Genomic DNA, 17702 nt, shown 5'->3' on the forward strand with positions numbered 1-17702 from the left:
TTGACCCGCCCGGCGCACGCTCTGACGCTCTGCTCACAACCCGGCGACCCGGCCGGGGGTACGACACCCACGCAGCGCCCCTCCCCGTCAGGCGAGGGGCGCTGCTTCTTTCACGCGTCGCCTAGAGGGAGCCGGCAGGAGGCCGAGGAAAGCCGTCGAGGTCGCCGGCGTCGGCGGCGACGGCCTGCCCGAGCAGGTGGAGCGGTCCCGCTTCGATGCCGGCCGCTTCCATCCCCCGCCAATGGGCCAGCGCGAGCCCGGCGTCCACCAGACCGTGGACCAGGGGGAGTCCCGGGCGCGCCGCGTGGAGCAGGGACTCCAGTCGGCACGAGGCGATCGTGCCGGGAAGCCAGGACACCGCGGCGTACCCCTCCGCCGCGGCGGACGGCAGCCACGGGGCCGTGCGGCGCTCCACGGAGCCGAGGGAGAGCAGGCCGCCGCCGACGATCAGGACGTCGCGCCGCTCCCGCATCCGGGCCAGAGCCCTCGCGGTGTCGAAACAGTGCGGGAACGAGTCGTCGACGACGATCGCACCGGCCCGGAGCCGGGACACGTCGAGCACCGCGCCGCCCCCGCTCACCGCCGTGACCAGAAGACCGGCCTCGTACACGGCGGTCGGGAGCGTCGGACCGGACTCGTGGATCTCCACGTTCCGGGCCAGGCCGCGAGCGCCGAGATCCTTCGCCAGTCTCCGTAGCCGTGGCGCGCTGCCCGCGACGTCGCACAGGAGCAGCCGGGCGGGCGGCTCGGACGCGAGGGTCAGGAGCAGTTCGAGCGACGAGCTGCCGATGGAGCCCAGACCCACCACGGCCATGACCAGTTCGCCGAGTGCACGGTCCGTCCGGGCGAGCGCGGCGTGGACGGTCTTCACCACGGACACCGCGGTCGCCGCGTGCCCGGTCGTGACGGCCGTCGACGTCGGGGTGTCCGTGCCCGACTCGCGCAGGACGCCGAAGCCGTACGCGGTGAGGGACGGGATCATGCCCGCGAGCGAGACGCAGCGCGCGCCCAGCGACGACGCGTACCCGATGGCTCGGGCGGTGCGCGACGCCAGGTCGGGCGTCGACGCGAGCTCGTCGGCGAAGAGCGGCAGGCAGACGAATCCGGACCGTCCGAGAGGCGTACCGATCTCCTCGACGAGCCGAGGCCGCCCTTCGGGGAAGAGCAGCCGGCGGAGCTGTTCACGAGACGCCGCCCCGGCCGCCGGTCCACCCAGCGAACCCAGCGATCCCAGCGAGCCGAGCGAGCCGAGCGCGGCGAGCTGCCCGGGCGGGGGGAGGTACCCGACGAGCGCGGAGTCCAGCACGCCGAAGTCCTGCGCGACCGGCCGCGCGACCGCCTGTGCGACCGGCCGCGCGACCGCCTGCGCTCCGCGCCCGGTCGCTGTGGCGTGCGCTCGTGGGTGGGGGACCGCGTCCTCGGCCAGCCCCTGCCTCAACGCGCCGGCGAACGAGGCGAAGGCCGACTCGTCGGGGAAGGCGGCGGCCGACGCGCGCAGCGTCACCCTCAGCCCGCTCTCACCGACCGGCCGCACCGCCAGGAACGTGTCCGTACCCACGGGAGGCGGCGCGAGGACGGCGTCGCCGTCGTCCCACCTCACTCTCAGCGTGTCACCGTTCAGCGGTCCGAGGGCAGAGAAGTCCAGGAAGGTGAAGAAGAACTGGGCGGCAGGCGGCAGCCCTCCGTCCCGCGGTGGCGCGTGGACTCCCTGCGTACGGGCCGCTTCGACCTCGTCCACCACCGCACGCAGATCCTCGGCGAACGTGCGGCGGCCGCCCGCCTTCCCCTCACCGGGCCTCGGGCCCGGCCGTATCGGTACGGCGGCGGCGTACGGGCCGAAGACCAGGTGGGCGTCGGGCCCGGCGTCGTCGCGGCCGGACACCGCCAGGCCCAGGATCAGATCCTCCTGCCCGGTCGCGGCGGCCAGCGTCCGGTAGTACGCGGTCAGGACCGGCGAGAAGAGCGTCGTACCCGCCTCCGCCGCGACCAGGCGCAGCGCCGCGACCCGATCCGCGTCCAGCGTGAAACCGGTGGAGTGGTACGTATGCGGGGCCGGCGCCTTGCCGGGCGTTCCGCTTCCGGCACGCCCCGTACGACCGCCGAGGGCCGGGCGTCGGTACGGCTCCTCTGTTCGGGCCCTGGCGGCGCCGCCGGACGCCGCGCGCTCCTGAAGGGCGACGTGGTCCCGGAACGTGCTGCGCAGCGGCGCGAGTTCGGCGGGCTCGCCCCGTCCCACACGGTCGTAGACCGCGAGCAGCTCCCGGCCGAGCAGCGCCACGCTGTAGCCGTCGCCGATCAGGTGGTGGGCGTGGACGACGAGCGCGTGCTCGTCCGGCCCGAGGGTCAGCATCCGCAGGCGCAGCAGCGGCCACGCCCAGGGTTCGAAACGGCGCTCCCGTTCCTCGGCGATCCGCGAGGCGAGGAGGCCGGGTTCCGCGAGGGTCTCGAAGTCGACCGGGAGCCGCAGGGCGGGCGGCAGTTCCTGCTGGACGGGCGGGCGTGCGCCGGCGGGGAACACGGTCCGCAGCATCGGGTGCCGTACGACGCAGGCGTCCACGGCCCGCTGGAACACGTCGGGCCGCAGGGGCCCGTCGACCCGCAGACAGGCGAGCCAAGCCGTGTGGGAGCCGGGTGCCATTGCCTCCGCGAGGAGGAATCCACGCTGGGAGGGGGCGAGGGCGTAGGGGGAAGGGCCGTGTGCGTCGTCACGGCGGGGCGGGCGGTCCTCGGTGCCGGTCGGCGCGTCGGCCGGTCCGTCGTCGGCGACGCTGTCGATCGCCGCGGCCAGGGCGGCCAGTGTGCGGTGGTCGTAGACGACCGTGGGCCTGGGCAGGACCCGTATCTCCTCCCGCAGCCGCGCGAACACCTGGAGGACGAGCAGGGAGTCGCCGCCCAGGGCGAAGAAGTCGTCCTCGCGCCGGATGTCCTCGCTGTCGAGGAGTTCCGACCACACACGGGCCAGCAGCACTTCGGTCGGAGTCACCGGAAGCGTCCCCGGCGCCTCGGCGTACGCGGGCATGGGCACGGAGTCGGGTGCGAGGCCGGGTGCGCGGCAGGGTACGAGGCCGGGTGCGCGGTCGGGTCCGCGGCCGGGTGCGGTGAGCGCCGCGCGGTCGATCTTGCCGGTGCCGGTCAGAGGGAGTTCGTCGACCGGGTGGATCCGGGCCGGGAGCATGTACTCCGGGAGCGTCCGCGCCAGATGGGTGCGCAGCGCCGTGGAATCCGGAGGCGCTACGCCCCGCCGGCACTCGACGAAGGCACTCAGCCGTTCGTCACGGTGCACCACGGCGGCACGGGCGACCGCCGGATGTGTCAGCAGCACCGCCTCGATCTCGCCCGGCTCCACCCGGTGTCCACGGACCTTCACCTGGTCGTCGAGCCGTCCGAGGAACTCCAGCGCACCATCGACGTCGCGCCGGACCCGGTCGCCACTGCGGTACCAGCGGCGCCCGCCGCGCTCGGTGAACGCGGCCGAGGTCAGCTCAGGTTCGTGCAGGTAACCGGGTGTGAGCCCGACGCCGGAGATGAGCAGCTCGCCCGGCTCGCCCGGGGGGCAGCGCCGCCCGTCCACCGCCACCACGTCGACCTCCGTGCCGGTGAGGGGCGTGCCGATGGGCAGGGTCCGGACGTCGTCGTCGGGACGGCTGTCGATGATGTGGAACGTGGCGTTGATCGTTGCCTCGGTCGGCCCGTACAGATTGGCGATCCGCTGCCCGGGTCCGAACAGGTCGTACCAGCGGCGCACATGGGCGGGCGGGAGCGCCTCGCCGCCGACGTGGATCCAGCGCAGCGCGGACAGGTCCGGCGCCGGCGCGCCGTCCCGTACCCGCGTCTCGGCGGCTTCGAGGAGCCGGGACCACAGGCTCGGCACGGAACTCCACACCGATATCCGGGCCTGCTCGACCCGGTCGAGGAGGGCGTCGGGGTCGCGGAGGAGCTGCCTCGGCAGGGTGACCACCGTGGCACCGACGAGCAGAGGTGCGAGAAGCTGGCGCACCGACGCGTCGAAGCACAGCGACGCCGTCTGGGCGAGCCGGTCACCAGCGCGGTACTCGAACGTGGCCAGCGCCCAGTCGAGGTAGTTCGTCATCGAGTGACGGGTGATCGGCACCGCCTTGGGGCGCCCGGTCGAGCCGGAGGTGAAGATCACGTACGCGATGGAGTCGGGCCCCGGAACCGCGAACTGAGCACTGTCGCAACCCGGTTCGGTGGATACCGGCGACGGGTCGTCGACCGCGACGAGCGTGCTGCCCAAGGCCTCGGCGAGCTGCGTCGCCGACGTGCGGGTCGCGGTGTGGCAGACGAGAGCGCGGGTACGGGACCGCTCCAGCTGGTCGGCCAGGCGGGCCGGGGGATGGGCGGCGTCCAGCGGCACCCACCCCGCACCGGCCCGCAGGATCCCGACCACACCCACGACGGCGTCGCCGCCCGGGTCGGTCAGAAGCCCCACCAGGTCATCCGGGGCGACACCCCGGGCGCGCAGCCGGGAGGCGAGTGCGGCGGATGCCCGGTCCAGTTCGGAGTACGTCAGTACGCCCCCGTCGCCCGTGTCGACGGCCACGGCGTTCGGCGTCGCCCTGAACTGTGCGCAGAGGCGGGCGACGATTTCCGATGATCCGTGGGCGCTGATCTGGCCGGCAGGGCCCGGTACTGCGGCGGGCACGGCCAGCTCGGTGGGTGCGGTGAGTTCGGTGGGTGCGGCGAGCTCGGCGGGCTTCACGGCGTCGGCGAGTTCGGACAGGTGCTCGCGCGCCAGCCGGGCGATCGTGGTCCGGTCGAAGAGACGGGCCGGGAAGTTCCACGAGAAGGACAGCGCCCCCTCGGACTCCCAGCACAGCAGGCTGAGCCGGGTGGCGGCGGAAGCCGTTCCTGCGGAGGCCGGGCGGACTTCCACCGGGCAGTGGGGGTCAAGGGAGACCGGGAACCGCGCGAAGCTGAACGACGCGGGCGCGGCCGTACGCGGTCCTGCCCCGTCCGCCGGCAGGAGCCGGGCGAGGTCCAGACTGGTGAGCCGGCCGTGCCGCTCGGCCTCGGGCCACGCGTCGCGCAGCCGTACCGCGAGCGCGTGCACCGAGTCGTCCGGACGTACGTGGATGGGGACCGGCAGGGTGTCGGCCAGGGGCCCGACGAGCCGGTCGATACCGGGCAGCCTGGTCTCGCGGCGGGCCCGTGCGACGTTGACGGACACGTCCTCCCTGCCGCCGCCCCACCGGGACAGGCAGCGCGCGTACGCCGCGAGCAGCAGGTGGAACAGCGACACCTCGTGTGCGGCGGCCATCTCGCGCAGCGCGGCGGTCAGGCCGGGGCCAGGGGCCACCTGGTGGGCGAGGAGCGGGGGTTCGGGGAGAGCGAGCGGATCGCCGTCGTACGGCAGCAGGAGCGGTGCGGCCCTGCGGGCGAGCACCTCACTCCAGTACGCCCGGTCCTCGGTGAGTGCGGCCTCCGACCGTTCCGCCTGTTCGTGCGCAGCGTAGTCGGCGAAGTGGGAGGGAAGCGGGGGTAGTTCCGGGGTTCGGCCCTGTGACAGAGCCGTGTAGAGCGCCCAGAGCTCCTCGCCGAGGATGTTCAGGCTGAAGCCGTCGGCAGCGGCGTGATGGACCACGAACACGAGCCGGGCGGAGTCGGCGTGCCCGGTACGGACGTCCCCCGTACGAGCATCCCCCGTACCGGCATCGTTCGCGCGGGCGTCTCTCGTGCGGACGAGCACGGCGCGGACCGGGGCCTGCGTGGAGAGGTCGAACGGACGGTTGCAGAGGGCCTCTTCGAGCTGCCGAAGCTCGTCCTCGAAGGGGCCGACACCGGGCAGCTCACGGACCTCGTACCAGTCGGGTGTCCGGTCGTGGCCGGGCGGCACGGCGGCCTGCGTGGCCACCGCCTGCCCGGAGTCGATCCGAATGCGGAGCATCGGGTGGCGCTCGGCGAGCAGACCGAGCGCCACGCCGAGCAGATCGGGGTCGAGGGGGCCGCGGACGTCCTGCGTGACGTATCCGTAGGCGGCGATGTCCGGGTAGAGCCCGGACAGCGTGTGGAAGGCGAGCTGGACCGGGGTCAGCGAGAAGGGAACGCCGTCGTCGGCGGGCCGGGATACCTCTCGCCTCGGCGGAACCGCTTCGGAATCCTGGGTGGGGCAGGGGGCCTCGGTGTCGAGTTGGCGGGCGAGTTCGCCCAGGGTCCGGTGCTCGAAGAACAACGTGATGGGCAGGGAGCGGTCAAGCTCCTTCTCCAGCCGCTTCACGAGATCGACGGCCATGAGCGAGTCCAGGCCCAGGCCGAGCAGCGGAACGTCGTCACCGAGGTCGTCCGGGGCCACGTGGAGCGCATCGGACAGCAGCTGCCGCAGAACGTCCCGCACGCGGTTCACGCGTCCTGGGGTGTCCGAACCGGTCAGAGGCGGGTGGGAGGTCGTGGGCGCGGGCGCGTGCTCGGGGTTCGGCTGCGTGGGGACGGCGGTGGCCGGGGTGCGGCGAGCAGCGCCGGCAGGGGCGGGGTGAGTGTCGGCCGGGGTGGGGCGAGTGTCGGCCGGGGTCAGGTCGGCGACCAACAGGTGCGCGGCGTCGGTGCCACAGGCCCGGCGCAGCGCCTCCAGCGCCGCGCCGGTCTCCAACGCCACGGGTCCGCGTCCGGCACCCCGGGCGAGCGCACCCGTCACGAGGGGCCGCGGCGCGCCGAGTCCCGTACTGGTGCCGGGTCCGGGTCCGGCACCGTGTCCCGTAGCGGCGCTGACTCCCGTACCGGCGGCAAGTCCCGTATCGGCGAACGCCGCGAAGTTGACGGCCTGCCACGGACGTCCGGCCGCGCGTTCGGCGGCGGCGAAGGCGTCGAGGTAGGCGTTGGCGGCGGCGTAGTCGCCGATCGCCCCCGCCAGGCCCGGGAGCACCGACGCGACCGAGGAGAAGGCCACGCACAAGGCGGGGCGCAGGCCGTGCGTGCGGAGTCCGCGCGCGAGCAGGGTCGTGCCGAGCGTCTTGGCGGCCAGGACGTCGGCCACGTCCTCCGGGGCCTTGGCGCGCAGCGTGCCGGGTCGGACCACGCCGGCGGCGTGCACCAGCACGTCGAGGCGCGGCAGACCCGCCAGAAGCGCGTCGACGTCGGCCTCGCGGGAGACATCGGCGGCGCGGTACTCCACGGTGGCGCCGAGCGCCCGGAGTTCGGGGAGCAGCCCTGCGGGCGGTACGGCCGAGCGACCTGTCAGCACGAGGGTCGGCCGCCCCCGGCCGGCGAGGTCACGGGCCAGCGCGGCCCCCACCCCTCCGGCGCCCCCGGTGATCAGATACACGCCGTCGGCAGGCAGGGCTGCCTCCCCGGACCCGATCTCAGCAGCCACCGAATCGGCGACCGGACCGGCGACCTGCTCGGCGACCTGCTCGGCGACCGGTTCGGTGACCGGTTCGGTGGTCCGGCCGAGGCGTCGTCCGGCCCGCCAGGCGATGGCGGGCGCAGCGCCGAGGGTGGCGGTGCCCTGCGGCGCCGGTCGTGCGGCAAGTTCGTGGTCGAGCGCGTCCAGCCGCTCGTCGACCTCGTCCAGGGAGGAGAGGTCGACGCTGTGGGCCGAGACACCGGGCAACTCCTCGGGCAGCGCCAAGGTCAGCCCGGTCAGGATCCCCTGCGCGGGCCGCGGGCGCTCCGGCCCGGCACCGGTGACATGGACGTCCTCGGTGACGACGAGCACGCGCGGCCGGTGGTGCGCGAGTTGCGGCAGCAGGTCGAGGAACTCGGTCACCATGGCGCGGTGCGCCGCGTCGAGCGCGGTGGCCGAGTCCGGCTCCACGGCCGGACCCGCGAGCAGCACGGCTGCCGTAGGGGCCGGCGCACCGTCGGGCAGCGGGTCGCCGACCCGCCGGACCGTCACACCCCGTCCCGCGAGCCGGTCCGCGAAGGCGCGCGCGAGCGGCGAGTCCGGGCCGGCCAGGACGACTGTACGAGGCCCGGGGCCGACGGTCAGCGGCGCGTCGTCCCACACGAACCGGTGCAGCAGCGGCCGGGGCCGAGGTGCCCTCGCCGGCCAGTAGCTGCGCCGCTGGAAGGGGTACGTCGGTACGGAGATCCGGGCTCGGCCGGCGTCCATGGCCGTACGGTCCAGAGGCACGCCCCGCTGCCAGAGCCGGCCCACGGTCTCCAGCAGCCCCCGCGCACCGCCCCCGCCCCCGTTCCCGGCAGGGAGTACGACCGCGGCGGCTCCGCGCGGGTGCGCCGCGGCGACGGCACGTACGGAACCCCCCAGGGTGTCGGCGCCGAGCTCGACGAACGTGTCGTACCCGTCGTCGAGCAGGCGGTCCACGGCCGCACCGAAGCGGACCGGCCGGCGCGCGTGGTTCCGCAGGTACGCGGGGCTCAGGGCCGGTTGCCACGCTGCGGTGACCGTGCTGATCAGCGGCGTCACCGACGGCCGGAGCACGAGGGCTCCCGCGGCTTCGCCAAGGGGGCCGAGGACCGGATCCATCAGGGGCGAGTGGAAGGCCCGGGTCACCGTCAGCCGGCGTGCCGCGATTCCGCGGGCGGACAGATCGGCGACCGCACGCCTGACGGCGGCCTCCGTGCCCGCCAGGACGACCTGGTCGGGGCCGTTGACCGCGGCCACGCTCAGCTCGCCCCGCGCGTCGGCCACCAGAGCGGTGACCGTGTCCTCGTCGCAGCGCACCGCGGCCATCGCGCCGGGGGCGCACGACTCCGCCATGAGCCGGCCGCGCTCGGCGGCGAACCGTACGGCGTCGGCGAGGGACAGCGTCCCGGCGACGCACGCGGCGGCGATCTCACCGACACTGTGCCCGGCGACGGCGTCGGGCGTGATGCCCCACGCCCGCACCTGGCGGGCGAGCGCGACCCCGTAGGCGACGAGGAGCGGCTGGGCGACGTCGGTCCGGGCGAACGCCTCGGGCGACACGTCGGGGTCGAGGCACCAGGCGGCGAGACTCCGCCCGCCGATCGCGCCGGCGTGGCCGGACGCCTCGTCGAGCGCTTCCCGGAAGGCGGGCGCGTCGGCGTACAGGGCTCGGGCCTGACCGTCAGGCCGTACGCCCTGACCGGGAAGGAGGAGCACCAGTCGCGCCCGGGAACGCACGGGGGCACCGATCGGCGTCGCTCGGTTGTCGCTTCCCCCGGCGCCTTGAATCTCGTTGGCGTGACATACGGCGCCGTGAACCTCGGCGGCGTCGGCGTCGGCGTCGGCGTCGGCAACGGCATCGGCAACGGCGTCGTGTCCGTCGTCGTCGCGTACCGCGTGGTCACGTAGGGCGTCGAGCCGGGCGGCGAGATCACCCTCGGCGACGACCGCGAGCCGGTCCGGTCCCTCGTCACGGGCGGCGGCGACGGCGGCGCAGACATCGCCCTCGTCGAGACCGGGGTGGTCACGCAGATGGGCCGCGAGACCGGCGGCCGCGGCGCGCAGCCCGTCCACCCCGTGCGCCGACAGCGTCAGCAGCCGTGGACCGCCCGCCGATCGCGCCTGCTCCTTCGCGGGCCGGGCGGGTGCCTCCTCCAGTACGGCATGGGCGTTGGTGCCGCCGAAGCCGAACGCGTTGACTCCCGCGACCAGCGGACCGGGCGCCTCCCAGTCCCGTACGTCCTCGACCAGGGCGAAACCGGCACCGGCCAGGTCGAGCGCGGGCGCGGGCCCCGCCGAGAGCGGTGACGGCGGCAGGCGGCGCCGGCCGAGGGCGAGGACCACCTTCACCAGGCTCGGCATACCGGCGGCGTTGAGCAGATGCCCGACGTTGGTCTTGACCGAGCCGAGCAGCCGGGGCCGCCCGTCGGCTCGCGGTGGAAAGGCGTGGGCGAGCGAGCGCACCTCGACGGGGTCGCCGACCGGCGTGCCCGTGCCGTGCGCCTCCACGTACGAGACGCTCTCGGGATCGACGCCCGCGTCGCGGTACGCCTGCGTGATGACCTCACGCTGCGTCAGGGGATTGGGCGCCATCAGGCTCAGCGAGCGGCCGTCGTTGTTCACGGCGGTGCCGCGGAGGACCGCGAGGACCGGATCACCGGCGCGCTCCGCCTCGTCGAGACGGGTCAGGACGAGTGCGGCGCCCCCCTCACCGGGGACGAAACCGTCCGCCGCCGCGCCGAACGCATGACAGCGGCCGGTCGGTGACAGCGCCTGGGCCTTTTCGAGGAGCGTGTACCCGGTCGGCGTCAGACTGAGGTGTACGCCGCCGACGACGGCGACATCGCACTCACGGGCCTGGAGGCTGCGGCGAGCCAGGTGCAGCGCGACCAGCGCCGAGGAGCAGGCGGTGTCGACGGCGAGCGCGGGACCGGTCAGGTCCAGGCAGTGCGCGACGCGGGCGGCGAGCATGCTGGGGAGGTTCCCGGTCAGCGCCGCCGTGGGCAACTCACCCTCGCCGTAAGCCTTTTCGAGGACCTCCCGATAGCCGGAGTCACCGGCTGCGACGAACACGCCCACCCGGCGGCCACGCCTGCGAGCGCCGGCGTAACCGGCCCGCTCCAGGGCCTCGTGCGCGAGCTCCAGCAGGATCCGCGCCTGCGGATCGGTCGCCAGGACCTCCTCGTCCCCGATCCCGAAGAATCCGGCGTCAAAATTGGCCGGCTCGTCGAGGAACGCACCCCGACGGGCGTTGCCGTCCGACGGATCTGCCCACCGCCCGTCCGGTACGCCGGTCACGGCGTCGTAGCCTGCGACGAGCCGCTCCCAGAACGCCTCCGGAGTGTCGGCTCCGGGGAAGCGGCAGGCGAGACCGGAGACGGCGATGCCGGGCTCGGCGACGCGGACGGGCTCGGCGGCGCGGACGGGCGCAGGCCGGCGGTCGGGTCGGCGCGAGCTCCTGGAGCCCTCGGGGCTCTCGGATGCTCCGTCCGAGGCTTCGGAGCCCTCGGAGCCCTCGGAGCCCTCGGAGCCCTCGGCGGCATCGGCAGACTCGGCGGCCTCGGAGCCCTCGGCAGCGAGGACCAGTCCGGCTTGCGCGGCCACTGTGGCGTGGTCGCGTACGTCGGACGGACGCAGCTGTACGCCGAACTCGTCCTCCAGAGCCGCCAGTACCTCCATGGCCCTGAGTGACGAGCCCCCGAGCGCGCGGAAGTCGTCGTGCAGGGCGATCTCCTGCGCCGGCAGTTCGAGCACCCGGGCCCAGACACGGAGCACCACGGCCTCGACATCCCGCCGAGACCGGGGCGCGGGCGAACACGGCGCGCCGTCCGGCAGCGCGTCGCCGCCACCGCCTCCGCCGCCCCGGGCGACGCCGCCGCCCTCACCGGCCCCGCCGCCCCGGGCGACGCCGCCGCCCTCACCGGCCCCGCCGCCCCGGGCGACGCCGCCGCCCTCACCGGCCCCGCCGCCCCGGGCGACGCCGCCGCCCTCACCGGCCCCGGCCCCGCCGCCCCGGGCGACGCCGCCGCCCTCACCGGCCCCGCCGCCCCGGGCGACGCCGCCGCCCTCACCGGCCCCGCCGCCCCGGGCGACGCCGCCGCCCTCACCGGCCCCGCCGCCGCCCCGGGCACCCGCACCGCCCCCGGAACCGGATCCGCCCCTCATCACCCCAGAAGCTCCCCGCCCTGCGATCTCCGGATACTCCCCGACCTCGAACCGCTCGCGCAGCACACCGCGCCGGACCTTCCCGCTGGTCGTGCGGGGGAACGCCCGTACCGGCAGCGCCAGCACCCGTACGTCGTCGTGCCCCAGGGCTTCGCGGACCCGCCGCCCGACCTCGCGCAGGAGTTCGGGGCGTACGGCGGCAAGGGGAGGCGCGGGTGCGAGGAAGACGACCACCCGCTCGCCGTCGCCCGCAGGATCGGTGGAGCCGACGACAGCGATCGGACAGCGGCCCAGACCTGGCGTGGCCGAGGCCACCTCTTCGAGGTCCGCCGCGTGGAACGTACGCCCGTCGACGAAGACGACGTCCTTGGCCCGGCCGGTCACACAGAGCCGTCCCTCGCGCAGGAAGCCCAGGTCGCCGGTGCGCAACCACCCGTCGACGAACGCCTTCGCGGTGGCCTCCGCTGCCCGGTGGTATCCCCGGGCCACCTGCGGGCCGCGTACCTCGATGTGGCCGACCCGACGCTCCTCGACAGTCCCGCCGCCGTCGTCGGTGATCCGCACGGCGGACCCGGGGACGGGGCTGCCCACGTCCATCAGTTCCACCGCGTCCGGGCCGGGCACGGCGTCCACGGCGCGCCCGCGACCGAGCGCGGCCCGGTCCAGGGCCAGCGGCCGCGCCACCTCGCCGGGCGGCGGGAACGTCACGGCCAGCGTGGCCTCGGCGAGGCCGTACACCGGCTGCGGGGCGCCCGCCGCGAGCCCCGTGGGCCGCATCCGGCGGACGAAGGCCCGCCACACCGTCGGGGAGATCGGTTCCGCGCCGACCAGGATCATCCGTACGGCCGTCAGGTCGAGACGGGCGAGCGCGTCCTCCGTGACGCGTCGCTCGACGAGCGCCAGGGCGAAGTTGGCCGCCGAGAGCAGGGTCGCGCGGTGCCGTGCCGCCGCCTCCAGCCACCGCGCGGGCCGCTTGGCGAAGGTCAGGGGTTCGAGCCGGACCTGTCGGATCCCGGCCGACAGCGGGACGAGGTGGGTGCCTATCAGCCCCATGTCGTGGAAGTATGGCATCCAGGTGGCCAGGACGTCATCGCCCGTGATGGCGGCCGCGGCGCGGATCTGTTCCAGGTTGGCCAGCACGGCCGCGTGCGTCAGTTCGACCCCCTTGGGCGCCCCCGTACTGCCCGAGGAGAACTGCAGGAACGCCACGTCGTCAGGGGCCCGCTCCGGCAGCCGCCCCGGCGCGGGGTGACTGCGCAGCTCGTCGAGGGTCAGCGGGCGTACGGAGTCGGGCAGGGCGTCGAGCAGCGGCGCGGTGGCCGGGCCGACGGCTACCGGCGGCCGGCCGAGGAACTCCCGGACGGGCAGCAACCGCCGCACGTCCGGGGCGAGCGGCACCGGTACGAGTCCGGCGGCGAGGGCGCCCCAGAAGAGCGGAAGGAACTCCTCGCTCCGGTCGGCCGGCAGCAGCACATGGCTCCCCGGTGCGAGTCCCGCGTCGAGGAACCCTCCCGCGACGCACAGCGCGTCGGCGTGCAGCGCGTGATGGGTGAGGAGCCGTTCGGCGCCGTCCCCCTGGACAAGGACGATCCCCTGACCGGGTGCGGTCTTCGCCGCGCTGGTCAGGACGTCCGACAACACCGTCTCGCCGTTTCCCCGCATTGTGCCCCCGTGAATCTGCTGATCTGCCCGCAATGATGACTGATCTTCATCCGGGCCATGGCTGGGGGCTGCGGTGCACGGGCTCGTCGGACGCGGGTTCACTCCCCGCGGAAGCGCCTCAGAAGGCCGGTCCGGTTCCGTCCGTGGGGCCTCGACCGGCCCGCGTGCCGGACCGAGACGCGGTCGGCTGGGAGGGCCCCCATGCCGTGGATCCTGCCGGCGTCCACGAGGGTGACGTCCACCTGCCCGCGCACCACGTTGCGCAGCGAGGACACGTCGACGGGTGCCTGGTAGCTCTGGCAGGTCAGGTGCAAGGTCAGGGAGGTGAGCGAGGGGAACACCCCGGCGATGTCCGGGATCTGCCAGCTCGTCAGGACGCCGTCGACGTCGAGCGACGTGACCTGGGGCAGGGGGACCGCGGGGAGAGGGACACCCTGCGCGGAGGAAGGGTCAGCGACCTCAGGTTCGCCGCCCTGGCGAGGAAGGTGAGGTCCGCCGCGTCCGTGAGCCGGTGCAGGGCGAGGTCCGTGGCGGGGCTCTCACCGAGCGCGGAGACATCGGCGATGACGTCGCAGGCCTCGACGGCGAGCGCACGCAGGTCCCGGAGCGGCGTCAGTGGGGGCAGCGTGAGCGGCATCGCGCTGGAGGGAGTGAGGGAGAGGGAGTGGACCTTCAGCCGGGCGAGGGAGTCGACGAGGTCGGAGGTCAGCAGCTGTCCCCTGAGGGAGACGTGCGGTACGCGGTCGAAGGCGTCGAGGCAGGCGACCTGCTCGGGCCCGGACAGATGCAGCGCGAGGTCGTCCATCGGCAGCCCCGTCAGCACCTCCTCGGCGAAGGACCGTGCGTCGAAGTACGGCCAGGACTGGACGATCTCCCGGCGTACGTCGGGATCGGCGACGCGCTGGTACCGGACCAGCTGCTCCAGGGCCGCCTCTCCGCCGATCCGGGCGATGGTCATCACCGTCGCCCGGGCCTGCTCCGGCGTCAGCTCCTCGGGACCGGGCAGCAGGTCGAGGACGATGGCCCCCGCGGTGGCGAGCTGTTCCGCGTCGGCCGGGGTGTCTGGGGGGATCAGGGCGGATGCCCGGAGAGTCACCGCGGCCCGGGCGGCCGGGTCGAGGGTCGTGGCATGTTCCAGAGCGGCGGCGGCGAGCAGATGGTACCGGCGGCGCAGCTGCGGTTCGGCGCTCTGGTCGCCCAACTCGACGAGCTTGCGCAGCAGATAGGCACGTTCCCCGTCCCGGGCATGGCCGACGGCGAGGCGGATCACGTCCTCCCACTGGTCGTCCCGGCCGGACTCGGCGATCAGGTCGAGGTCCTCGGCCTCGACGGCGGCCTTGGCCCCGAGGTAGTCCTGGAAGGTGCGGTGGATGAAGTCCACCATGCCGACCGACGGCTCCCGCAGCAGTCCGCTGCGCAGCAGGAGGTACTGGAAGACGTCCTCGGCCCGGTCGGGCGGGGCCATGTGCGGCATGGCCGGAAGCTTCTCGCGGACGATGCGTACCGCTGTGGTCTGGGCCGCCTCGGACCGCCCGTTGCGGATCAGCCAGTACGCGATCCGCTGGAGGAGTTGGACCTGCGTCTCCTCCGTAGGGGCCAGCCCTTCCGGCACGGGAATCTCCCGCTCCTTGTCGCGGCGCACGAGGAGCATGGTCAGCGCGGCGGCGTACAGCTCCATGCGCCGTTCGGGGAGGTGGGTGAGGCGGTCGCGGTGCAGTGCGCAGACGAGCGCGCACATGAGGGGGACGGTGGCCAGCCGGTAGAGGTCGTGCTTCTGTCTGAGCGTGGTCCGCAGGGCGTCGCGGCAGCTTTCGACCGCCTGCCGTTCCTCCGGTTCGTCGACCGTGGTCAGAACGGCGTCGTGCCACCGGTGGACGAAGCGGTCGACGTCGCGGCGGTTCATCGGGAGCAGGTTGAACTCGGCGAAGTCGACCTCCGCGAGCCAGAGGGCGGCCACGGCGGACGGCCGGGAGGTGACCAGGAAGAAGGTCCTCGGGTAGAGGTCGACGAGGTCCAGCAACCAGCGCCGTACGACGGGACGTTCGCTCTCCGAGACCTCGTCCACGCCGTCGATCAGCACCATGCCGCGCCCGCTGCTCAGCACCCGGTCGGCCCAGTGCTCGGGCTGGAGGGCGTGCAGGGCGTTCCCCGTCGCTCCCAGGAACTGCTCGGGGCGCGGCAGCCCCGGGTCCTGGGCGAGCGCGCGCAGCGGGAGGACGAACGGTACGCGGCCGCGCAGGCCTGCCAGTTCCTCGGGGAAGGAGTTCTGCGCCGCCGAGACGGCCAGCCACTGCATCAGGGTGGTCTTGCCCGAACCCGCGATCCCGCGCAGCATCGCCCGGTTGCAGTCGGAGAGGGCCTCTTCGACCCGTCGGCGGTTCGCGGACGGCGACCCGCCGTCGCGCTGAGAGGCCAGCTCCAGATTGAGGTACGCGGTGTCCAGCGGCCAGCGGGACCGGCCCGGATCGCTCAGGTCGAGTCCGAAGATGTTGAGCTTGCCGTACTTGCGCTCGATGTACGCCAGATAGCGGGTCTCGAACTCCTCGTCCGCACTGCCGGGGCGCGGAAACCGGTCCACGAGGGAGTCCAGGAGGCGCAGCGTCTCGTCGAGCATCCGGGTCTGCGTCACTTGGGCGTTGGCGACGAAGGTCGAGCGCTGGGTGAAGAAGTGCAGGATGTGCAGACAGCTGAGGTCGAGCAGGCTGTCGTGCAGGAGGGCGGCGTCGGCCGACAGGTCACGGGTGGCGTTCGGCCGCGCCGCGCTGAGGCTGCGGGCCAGCCCCTCGCGGCCGAGCCGGACCGCCTGGACATCGTCCATGTCCAGCTCGCCGAGCGCGCTGAGCGTCGCAGCCAGGGCGTCCGCCAGGGCCTCGCGCTCGTCCGACGCGACCGGCGGCTCGTGGGGGTTGGCCTCGACGGCCACCTTCACCAACTCCCGGGCGATCTTCCACATGTCGAGCCCGTTCAGGGTGCGCTTCTCGCCGCCCCAGCTCACCAGTCGCGAGACCCGCACCGGTTTGTCGACGAGCCCCGCGCCGTGACCCTCCTTGACGAAGAGCCGCGCGATGATCGGCTGCGCCACCGCCGAGGCGATGCGGGCGGTCGTACCGATACTGGCCGGATCCATGAGGCCCCCGAGGCCGACGGCAGGGGACACGTCACGTCCCCCTACGTAAAGCTTCCTAGAGCATAGGGAGTTGACGCCGTCGCGAGCAGGTGAACGGCGTGACGGCTCCGTGAGGGGAGCAGCCCCTCACGGGATCGGGTGACGAGCGTCCTCGGTAGCGGGTCCGTCAGAGACGGACGATGACGAGGGCCGTGTCGTCGGTGGGGCCCACGGCCGGGAGCAGGTCGAAGAGGAGCGCCTCGGCGAGCGGCTCGGGCTCGGCTCCGCGGTGGTGGGTCAGGGAGTCGGCGAGGCGGGCGAGGCCGATGTCGATGTCCTCGCGGCGGCGTTCGATGAGACCGTCGGTGTAGAGCACGAGGGTGTCACCCTCGGCGAAGGCGCTGGTGGCCTGGGGGCGGGGGACGTGGTCGGGGCGGGCGCCTAGCGGCGGGTCGGTGGCCTGGTCGAGGAATTCGACGGTGCCGTCGGTACGGAGCAGGACGGGCGGGGGGTGGCCGGCGCTGCTGTAGGTGATGGTGTGGGTGTCCCAGTCGATGTAGGTCTCGACGGCGGTGGTGTTCTCGGCGCCTTCGACGGAGCGCGCGTACAGGCCGAGGACCTCCAGGGCCTGGGCGGGGCCTTCGGCGACGAGGGAGGAGGCGCTGAGGGCGCTGCGGAGCAGGCCCATGACGCAGGCGGCGCGCAGGCCGTGCCCGACGACGTCGCCGACGGCGACGGCGATGCGGTCGCCCGGCAGATCGACCAGGTCGTACCAGTCCCCGCAGACGTTGAGCGTCCCGATGGCGGGCCGGTAGCGCACGGCGGCGCGGTGGTGGCCGAAGGGCCCGGGGGCGGGCAGCATCGCGTCCTGCAGGGCGAGGGCGATCTCGCGCTCGCGGGCGTGCGCCTCGCGGAGGCGCTCGTTGAGCTGCTGCAGCTCCCTGGCCCGGGTGTACAGCTCGGCCTCCAGCACCCGGGTGCGGCTGCCCCGCGCCCCGCGCGCCTTGATGAGCTCGGTGACCTCCTCGACGCGGTGCAGCAGCAGCACGACCCGGCCGTCCGGTCCGAGCACCGGTGCGTTGACCGGGCTCCAGTACCGCTCCTCCCACTCGCCCGGCCGTTCCAGGGACTCCACGTCATAGCGCTGCAGCGCCATCGCGTCCCGTTCGCCGGTCGCGAGCACCCGTTGGAGTGACGCGTACAGGTTCCGCGCGCCGCTGGCGGCGGGGTCACCGGGGTTGTCGGGGAAGACGTCGAACAGGTACCGGCCCACCAACTGCTCGCGGCTCCGGCCCGACATCCGGACGAACTCCTCGTTCACGTCCGCGTAGACCAGCTCGGGTGTCAGCAGCGCGACCATGGCGGGCAGTGCCTGGAACACCGCCGCGTGGTCGATTCCCGTCTCCGCCATGATCGGCCTGCCTCAGAGCTCGCTGCTGTCCGGTGATC

At 74.1% G+C, this 17702-nt stretch carries 4 protein-coding genes; all 4 read right to left on the minus strand.

All coding sequences use genetic code 11. From position 1 onward, the window contains the following. Positions 1 to 121 precede the first annotated feature (121 nt). Positions 122 to 13147, minus strand: coding sequence for a non-ribosomal peptide synthetase/type I polyketide synthase (locus M5362_RS01260; protein WP_260225329.1), 13026 nt, complete (start codon positions 13145 to 13147; stop codon positions 122 to 124). 98 nt (positions 13148 to 13245) lie between these two features. Next, positions 13246 to 13488, minus strand: coding sequence for a hypothetical protein (locus tag M5362_RS01265; protein ID WP_260225330.1), 243 nt, complete (start codon positions 13486 to 13488; stop codon positions 13246 to 13248). Positions 13489 to 13517: 29 nt separating this feature from the next. Next, positions 13518 to 16274, minus strand: coding sequence for an NACHT domain-containing NTPase (locus M5362_RS01270; protein WP_260225331.1), 2757 nt, complete (start codon positions 16272 to 16274; stop codon positions 13518 to 13520). 166 nt (positions 16275 to 16440) lie between these two features. Next, a complete protein-coding gene (locus M5362_RS01275) occupies positions 16441 to 17664 on the minus strand; it encodes a PP2C family protein-serine/threonine phosphatase (RefSeq protein WP_260225332.1) in 1224 nt (407 codons plus the stop codon). Positions 17665 to 17702: the final 38 nt, after the last annotated feature.

This window comes from Streptomyces sp. Je 1-79 (genome assembly GCF_025195125.1).
Classification (GTDB): Bacteria; Actinomycetota; Actinomycetes; order Streptomycetales; family Streptomycetaceae; genus Streptomyces.

What these genes read in the sequence shown, in the direction of transcription:
- M5362_RS01260 (WP_260225329.1), bottom strand. Translation starts at nt 13,147, where the DNA reads ATGCGGGGAAACGGCGAGACGGTGTTGTCGGACGTCCTGACCAGCGCG.
- M5362_RS01270 (WP_260225331.1), bottom strand. Translation starts at nt 16,274, where the DNA reads ATGGATCCGGCCAGTATCGGTACGACCGCCCGCATCGCCTCGGCGGTG.
- M5362_RS01275 (WP_260225332.1), bottom strand. Translation starts at nt 17,664, where the DNA reads ATGGCGGAGACGGGAATCGACCACGCGGCGGTGTTCCAGGCACTGCCC.